The following is a 6344-nucleotide window of genomic DNA, read 5'->3' as shown; positions in this document are numbered from 1 at the left end:
GAAGCCGGGCACGAAGGAAGCGACGACGGACGGCATCCGAAGAATGCTGGCGAGGGCTGCCCGCGCCGGAGCGGCCGCGACGTGGCTCAGCGGCTGGAAGAAATGTCCCGAAGCGCTAAACGAAGGTTTCCGAGGCGCTCGCCGGTGGCTAAACCTTACGTTCCATGGGCTTCGAACGAAATATTTGCAAAGCTATCTCCACGAATATTGCTTTCGTTGGAACTTGGTCGCGCGAAGCGCATCGGCTCGGGAGGAGTGGTTTGCGCTCTGTACGGCCGGCATACCTCGAGTCGGCTGAAGGATTCTGGTCTGCCGGTTTTCCCAGTACGGATCATCGCGACGATGCAAAGCGGCGAGGTCCGTGAACAATTAAGGGCTTGTTTCCCCAGGCGCCCGCCGTCTTCGTGCCGTCATCGTTCTGAGCAGAGGGGCATAGGCGGGAAATGCGCGCCCGCCCCCTCCCCATTCCTGCCGGCGCCTCGGCGTTTGTTTTCCGGAACCGGCTTCGATATAGTTAGTCTAGCAATAGTATTCTTTCGTAATAAAAGGAGCTGGGAGCTCGATGAACGATGTAGCCGAAGCGAGCATTTTGGTCGTGACGGCCGTAGAGGCGGAACGGGAGGCGGTGCTGCGCGGGCTGCGCGGCGACGCCCGATTTCGCGTCGTCGCGGCGGGCGTCGGACCTGCTTTCGCGGCGGCCGGCGCCGCCTTCGCGCTCGCGCAAGGCGACTACAAGCTGGTCGTGAGCGCCGGCATCGGCGGCGGTTTCCCTGGACGAGCCGGGATCGGCGGAATCGTCGTCGCCGACTCGATTCATGCCGCGGATCTCGGGGCCGAGACGGCGGACGGCTTCCTCGGCGTCGAAGCGCTCGGTTTCGGTACGGCGCGGTTCGCTGTCGATGGCGCTCTGGCCGAGCGGTGGACCGACGCGATTCGGGCGGCGGGCCGCGAAGCGACGCGCGGACCGATCGCGACCGTGTCGACGGCGACCGGGACCGCGGCGACCGCCGAGGCGCTCCGGGCACGGGTGCCCGGCGTCGCCGCGGAAGCGATGGAGGGCGCCGGCGTCGCGGCGGCGGCGGTCGTCGCGGGCGCAGCCGTGCTCGAGGTGCGCGCGGTTTCGAACGCGGTCGGGCCTCGCGACCGGGCCGCCTGGCGGATCGGCGAAGCGCTGCAGGCGCTCGAAGCCGCGTTCGTCATTTTCACGGAGGTGATTTCGAAGCGATGAAGATCGCATTTTCCCCATGCCCCAACGATACATTCGTCTTTCACGCGTGGGTGCACGGGCTGGTGCCCGGGGCGCCGGCGCTCGACGTTACGTACGCGGACATCGACGTCACGAATAAGCTGGCGGCAGGCCCGGGCGGACTCGACGTAATGAAAATTTCGTATGCCGCGCTGCCGTGGGCGTTGAAGGAGTACGCGCTTGTCCCTTGCGGGGGAGCGCTTGGACGAGGCAACGGCCCGCTCGTGCTCGCGAAGGAGAGCTTCGGCGGCGAACCCGGCGCGCTGACCGGCAAGCGCATCGCCGTACCGAGCGACCGCTCGACCGCGTACTTGCTGTTCCGCTTATGGGCGGCCCAGCGGGTACCCGGCGGCGTGGACGTCGTTGTGATGCCTTTCGACGCGATTATGCCGGCCGTGCGGGACGGCGACGTGGACGCGGGGCTCGTTATTCACGAGGCACGCTTCACGTACCCTTCCTATGGACTGCGCAAGCTGGCGGATATGGGCGAATGGTGGGAAGCGGACACCGGGCTCCCGATTCCGCTCGGCGCCATCGTCGCCCGCAGGTCGCTCGACCGCGATCGAATCGCCGCTTGGGCGCGCGCCTCGGTCGAATACGCATGGGCGCATCCCGAGGCTTCCCGGGCCTATGTGCTTGAGCACGCCCAAGAGATGGACCCGAGCGTCGCGAAGTCGCACATCGAGCTTTACGTAAACCGCTACACCGCCGAGCTCGGCGAGGAAGGTTACGCGGCTGTCGAAGCTCTGCTTGGGCGCGCCGCGAGGGAAGGCCTCGTACCCGCGTTCGATCTGTCGTCGCTTCGGTAATCGGCGGCTCCGCTATGTCGCGATCTTATACAACGGCTGTCGCTTTTGCGCATTTCGTCGGCGGGAGCTTCTATGTTACATTGTAGCCGAGCGTTGAAGAGTTCGAGGAGGTACATCGGATGGAACGAAGAATAAAAATAGGCATCATCGGAAGCGGCGGCATCGCCGGCGCCCATGTGAAGGCGTACAAGGAATTGGACTACGTCGATATCGTCGCGGTGGCGGACGTCGTGCCGGGGCGCGCGGAACAATTTATCGCGAAGTGGGAGCTCGCCGGCGCGGCGGCGTTCGACGACCACAAGCGGTTGCTCGAGCTCGATTTGGACGGCGTCAGCATTTGCACGCCGAACGTAGCGCATTACGAGACGACGATCGATTCGCTACAAGCGGGAAAGCAGGTCATGCTCGAGAAGCCGATGTCGGTGACGCTCGAGCAGGCGGTCGAGATGGCGCAGACGGCGAAGAAGACGGGCAGGATGCTGAACGTCGGCTTCCAGCCGCGGTACGACCCTAATATGGCGCTGCTCAAGGAGTTCGTGCAGTCGGGCAAGCTCGGCAAGGTGTATTACGTAGAAACCGGCGGCGGACGGCGGCGCGGCATGCCGGGCGGGACGTTCATTCGCGAGGAGCTGGCCGGCGCCGGCGCGATCGCCGACATCGGCTGCTACTCACTCGATATGGCGATGAACACGCTCGGTTATCCGAAACCGGTGACGGTGTCGGCGTACACGTCGAACCACTTCGGAACGAACCCGACGTACCATAAGGAAGCGGACCGATTCCAGGTCGAAGATTTCGGCGCGGCGCTCGTTCGTTTCGAGGACGGCACGGTGCTCAATTTCAAAATTTCGTGGGCGATGCATATGGACACGCTCGGCGCGACGATGTTCCTAGGCACGGACGCCGGCCTGAAGGTGACCCCGGCGGGCAAAGGCCCGTGGAGCGGGGTGTGGGACGGAAGCGTCGGTTCGATCACGATGTTTCATGATATCGGCGGGCACCATACGGAGAGTCCGATTCCGACGATCGAGCACAAGAAAAACTTATTCCACGAGAAGGTGCGCGATTTCGTCGAAGCGGTGCGCGACGGGCGTCCGGCGCCGATTCCCGGCGAGCAAATCGTGCGCAATCAAGCCGTCATCGACGGCATCCTCCGCTCCGCGAAGGCGAAGCGCGAAGTCGACGTGTTTATCCCCGAGCTGTAAAACCGACGCGAAGAACCCCAAGGGCGGTCAAGCCCTTGGGGTTCTTCTTTTGCGTCACTTCGTCCCCGATCGGCCGCGCGACCGGCGCCTCGCGCTCCGGGTAGGAAGCGACGCCCACCCTTATGGACGCTCCCTCCCCGTCGGCAGGGCCGGAACCGAGCCTCGGACGGCGATGCCGGCCGCGCTCGCGAACGAATACGTCTCTCCGTTCGGCAATATTACGACCGCCGGCACGTCCGCCGGTCCGTCGGCGCGCAAGATGAACTCCCCGTCTTCGATGCGCCATTCGACCGCTACCTGCCCCCGCGCCGTCGCCGCGACGCCTTCGGCCGACGTCAGCGGTCCGGGCTTCGGCGATATTTCGATCGCCGCGAAGCCCGGCTCTCTCGGCTTCACGCCGAGCAGCTCGGCGGGAAACTCGTGCAGCGGCATGGCCCCCCACGCATGGCAATCGCTCCGCACCGACACCGGGTCTTCGACCCAAGCGGTCAGGTGCAGGTCGACCTGCGCCCGCCACTCCTCCCACATCGGAAACGACGCTTCGTATGCGCCGACGGCCGACAGCGCGCGGAAGGTGTAGTAAGTGTTTGCGAAAGACGCTTTCGCCAGCGACCCGTCGGCAAGCGTTCGGCGCAGCAGCTCGGCCGCTTCCGACCCTTGGGCCGCGCCGCTCAGCACCGCCCAAATTTGGGCGTGCTGGCTGTATTGTTCGACGCCGGGCCCGTCGCGGAACAAGCCGCGCTCCGCGGAATAGCAATGCGCCCGTACCGCCGCGCGAACCGAAGCGGCGCGCTCCCGGTATTCGGCGCCCGTATCCCGGCGTCCCGTCCGTTCGTTCAGCTCCGCCGCCAGATCGAGCGAAGCCGCATACATCAGGTTATAAATCGCGTTCGGCCCGACGCGGCCCGCCGGCGGCGCGCCGGCGTTATCCTTCCATTCGAACGTCCAATCGACGAAAGACCAATACGCCTCCGGCACGACCCCGACAAGTCCGTTCGCCCCGCGGCGGTTTTCGAACCAGCCGAGCACCGCATCCATGGTCGGGCGGTAAAACCGCACGAGGTCGAGGTCGCCGAAAAATCGGTAATGATCATGCACCATCATGAGCCAGAACAAGGCAAAGCCCGGAATGACCTGGGGGCTGACGGACGGATAGCGGCTTTGCAGCATGCCGGAAGGCAGGAGCGAGCTGTGGAAGTCGTACAGCGCCTTGCGCGCGAGCCGGTCGTCGGCGCTGACGTAATACGTAAACAACGCCTGCAGTCTTGTGTCCAGCTCGTATTGCATCTGCTCGTAGTACGGCGTGTCCTCGTACGTCTCGTGCATGCAGTTCCGCAGCGTATTCAAGCTGATCTCCCACAACGGCCGCAGCGACGCGTCGGAGGAGGAGAACGACGCCTTCACGTCGAGCGGGTATCCGGTGCGGCGGATGGACAGCCGCCTCACGACGAGCGGCGCTTCTCCCGCTTCGACGGTCAACGCGACGAAGCGGAACGCGCGGCGGTGGAACGATTCATACGCCTCCGGCCGACCCGGCTCGCCGACGCCGCCGGCGACATAGACGTCTTCGAAACCGTATAACGCCTTCCCTTCGGGGTCGTCGCGAACGCCTTTATTGCGTTCGCCGTTCGGGCCCGGCGGGTACTCGTAACACTCCGAGTAGAGCAGCCGCGCGACCGCGCCGACGCCGCCTTCCAGCTCGAGCCGCAGCGTGCCCGACATGAGCTCGCCGGCGTCGAGCTCAAGGCGCACGGTTTCCCGTGACGCGACGGCGACGGACTCGAGCGGTCCCCTGAGGTCGGCCGCCTCGATCGGCTCCGCGATGCCGGCGGCGCCCGCGTCGGACGGCCGGCGGTAGCCGCGCACGATGCGCGCGAACGCCGCTTCCTCGTCGCGCATCGGCGGGATGGGGCGTTCCTTCAGCTGCCAAGGCGTCAGCTGGCCGTACGTCCGATCGTGGGTACCGGACACCCGGACCGCCTCCGGCCAATCGGCGTCGTCGTAATCCGGACGCTCCCAGCCGTGGGGCAGCAGCCGGCCGTCGACCGACTCGCCGCCGCCGATGAACAGCGTGAACGTCTCCTTTTGCAGCGCGAACGCCCCCCGCGCGTCCCGGAGCGCGAGCCATGCCGCATCGGAATCGAGCGAGCCGACCGGCTGGCCGTTCCCGTCCCGGATGTCGCCCTCGAACAGGAACGCTCCCCGATGCGAGCGCCACACGGACAACGGGCCTTTCCCTTCCGCGTAATGGACGACGAGCGCCGCGACGACGTTGCGCCCCGGCCGAAGCCACGGCGTGAGATCGACAGGATCGTAATAATGCGAATGCGCGTCTCCCTTGGCCGGTCCGAAAGATACCGGCGTCCCGTTCACGTACAGCCGGTACCGGCTGTCGGCCGACACGTGCGCGCGCAGCTCGTACGTCCCGTCTTCCGGCAGGCGGAACGTTCGGCGGAACCGCACGAGCTCGACATCCTCCTGCGTCTCGGCCCCGGAAGCGGCCCAAATCCAGGACGCCCGCCATTTTCGATTATCTTCCATGTGCGCAATTCCTCCTTATCGCCCGCCGCGATATTCGCTGGCGCTGATGCCCGTATAAGCCTTGAACCGCTTATAAAACCAATCGAGCTCCCCGTAGCCGACGGCTTGGGAAATTTCGTATACCTTCATGTCGCTGTGCAGCAGCAGCTCCTTCGCCTTCTCCATCCGGACCTGCAGCAAATAATCGTTGAACGACATGCCCGCGTTCGATTTGAACAGCTTGCCAAGGTAATTCGGATTCATGTAGATTTCTTGGGCGACGCCTCGCAGACTGACGTTATCCATGTAGCGTTCCTGCACGATGCGCTTGAGCTCTTCGATCACCTTATTCGGCCGTACCTCTTGCAGCGACCCCAAGGCGTCGAGCACGGCCTCGCATTTGCGCTCGGCGAGCCGCCGCAGCTCCTCGATCGTCTTCACCCGCATGACCGACTCGTAATCGCCGAACGCGGGGTCGAACAGCCGGTCGCGGCTCGCGCCGAGCTCGCGCGCGATGCGGGCGAGCTGCACGAACAGCTCGATGACGACGAGCTTCGCCTGCGC

At 65.2% G+C, this 6344-nt stretch carries 5 protein-coding genes and 1 pseudogene; 4 read left to right on the top strand and 2 right to left on the bottom strand.

Translation table 11 applies throughout. From position 1 onward, the window contains the following. The 4 genes and pseudogenes from VEZ38_RS18870 to VEZ38_RS18855 form a co-directional block, all read left to right on the top strand. Positions 1-298 (top strand): annotated as a pseudogene (locus VEZ38_RS18870) (hypothetical protein); the annotation flags it as partial. Between the two features lie 264 nt (positions 299-562). Continuing rightward, positions 563-1228 carry a futalosine hydrolase gene (locus VEZ38_RS18865; protein WP_324896274.1) on the top strand — a complete coding sequence of 222 codons (666 nt, stop codon included), beginning with the start codon at positions 563-565 and terminating at the stop codon, positions 1226-1228. Continuing rightward, positions 1225-2055, top strand: a complete 831-nt coding sequence (locus tag VEZ38_RS18860; RefSeq protein WP_324896272.1) for a 1,4-dihydroxy-6-naphthoate synthase — start codon at positions 1225-1227, stop codon at positions 2053-2055. The genes VEZ38_RS18865 and VEZ38_RS18860 overlap by 4 nt, the downstream gene beginning before the upstream one ends. Before the next feature lie 119 nt (positions 2056-2174). Continuing rightward, on the top strand, positions 2175-3260 hold the full coding sequence (locus VEZ38_RS18855) for a Gfo/Idh/MocA family oxidoreductase (protein ID WP_324896270.1): 1086 nt from the start codon (positions 2175-2177) through the stop codon (positions 3258-3260). Between the two features lie 120 nt (positions 3261-3380). Here VEZ38_RS18855 and VEZ38_RS18850 read toward each other — a convergent pair whose 3' ends face one another. Beyond that, entirely contained in the window at positions 3381-5801 is a 2421-nt protein-coding gene (locus VEZ38_RS18850) for an alpha-L-rhamnosidase C-terminal domain-containing protein (protein ID WP_324896269.1), read from the bottom strand. 15 nt (positions 5802-5816) lie between these two features. Then, positions 5817-6344 (bottom strand): helix-turn-helix transcriptional regulator (locus VEZ38_RS18845; RefSeq protein WP_324896267.1); only part of this gene is annotated, 528 nt, incomplete at its 5' end.

The organism is Paenibacillus sp., from assembly GCF_035645235.1.
GTDB lineage: Bacteria > Bacillota > Bacilli > Paenibacillales > YIM-B00363 > Paenibacillus_AE.
Note: the sequence above shows the minus strand (reverse complement) of the source record. Positions and strands in the feature narration are given on the sequence as shown.

Coding starts and splice junctions, on each gene's coding strand:
- VEZ38_RS18860 (WP_324896272.1), top strand. CDS start 1,225: ATGAAGATCGCATTTTCCCCATGCCCCAACGATACATTCGTCTTTCAC.
- VEZ38_RS18850 (WP_324896269.1), bottom strand. CDS start 5,801: ATGGAAGATAATCGAAAATGGCGGGCGTCCTGGATTTGGGCCGCTTCC.
- VEZ38_RS18855 (WP_324896270.1), top strand. CDS start 2,175: ATGGAACGAAGAATAAAAATAGGCATCATCGGAAGCGGCGGCATCGCC.
- VEZ38_RS18865 (WP_324896274.1), top strand. CDS start 563: ATGAACGATGTAGCCGAAGCGAGCATTTTGGTCGTGACGGCCGTAGAG.